Consider the following 1,268-nt stretch of genomic DNA (forward strand, 5'->3'; position numbering starts at 1 on the left):
GTTGTATTCACGAACCCGAGAGGCTTAAAGGAGCATAGCGACTGGGTCGAAGACTTAGCCTCGCAGGAGTTGTCTGCCTGAATTTTCTTCCTCGAAATCCCTCGGGCAGACCAAGGGGCGTAAGCCCCGCAGCGTGAATACGGTGTTAGATGAAGTAATATGCCCTCTTAGAGTTAGCTCAAAAATTCCTTAATGTCAATTAATCTATTAACAACTCCGTAAGGAATATTGTTGTCTGGTATAGGTTTGTTTCTAAAGTTTACCCAGATTGCTTTCATACCTAATTCAGTTGGCCCAATGACGTCGTTCTTCCAACTATCACCAACAAATAATGTATCTTGCGGTCTTATATTAAATTGTTCGAGGGCTTTTTGATAAATGATTGGATGCGGCTTCTCAACACCGATCAGTTCAGAAATAATCAAAGATTCACGAGAGAAAAATCGATCATATCCAAGTGCCCCAATCTTATCGTATTGCCATGAAGCTATTCCGTTACTAACAATTCCAATTAGGTATTTCGTAGAAACCTCTTCAAGCATATTGGTTATCTGTATATCGGGTTTTATAAATGATTTGATCATTTGTTTATGTTGATTATGAAAAAGATCAATTTCGGAATCATCTAATTGAAGATTAAATTCTGAGAATGTCTCGCTTACTTGAAGATTACGATATTCTTCAAATGTGATTTCCTGATTATGATATTTCTGCACTAAATTTTCTTCTTTGACCTTAAGAATATTAAACAAATCATCACTATTAAGATTACTTGTTAATGGGTATTTCCTATATGTTTCTTTTGTTCCTTGTTCCCAATAATCATCAAAGTATAAAAGAGTATCATCCAGATCGAACAAGATCAGCTTAAAATTCATTATTTTTTGTCCCTTCAATTTATTATGTACTGCAAATTATTTCATCTAACGTTCATGTATTCACGAACCCGAAAGGCTTAAGCAGCGAAACTGGTCAAGCGCAGCGACCAGATTACCGGGTGGCTCCGCCACTTAGCCTTTTAGGGTTGTCCGGCTGACTGGGCTTCACTGCGACTGAATCAACTTCTCCGAAACCTCTTCTTCAACTTCGGCCGGATCAAGGAGCCGATAGGCGACGCAGCGTGAATACGGTGTTATCTGTTGGATCTGCCCCACTTCTTCGAATTAAGACAGGACGTCGACCCACTACAATTATTTTGTATTTTTCAACTTCCACTTCTTCATATACAATTTTTATGGTTATGTAGAATGTTCACACGCTAACTTCTT

General features: G+C 38.4%; 1 protein-coding gene. It reads right to left on the reverse strand.

The annotated features are described in order from the left end of the window. Positions 1-173: 173 nt before the first annotated feature. Complete coding sequence (locus M6D81_RS31485; protein WP_262681618.1) at positions 174-878, reverse strand: HAD family hydrolase; 705 nt, start codon at positions 876-878, stop codon at positions 174-176. Positions 879-1,268: the final 390 nt, after the last annotated feature.

This window comes from Paenibacillus sp. J5C2022 (assembly GCF_025567625.1).
Taxonomy (GTDB): Bacteria; Bacillota; Bacilli; order Paenibacillales; family Paenibacillaceae; genus Pristimantibacillus.

Coding starts and splice junctions, on each gene's coding strand:
- M6D81_RS31485 (WP_262681618.1), bottom strand. CDS start 878: ATGAATTTTAAGCTGATCTTGTTCGATCTGGATGATACTCTTTTATAC.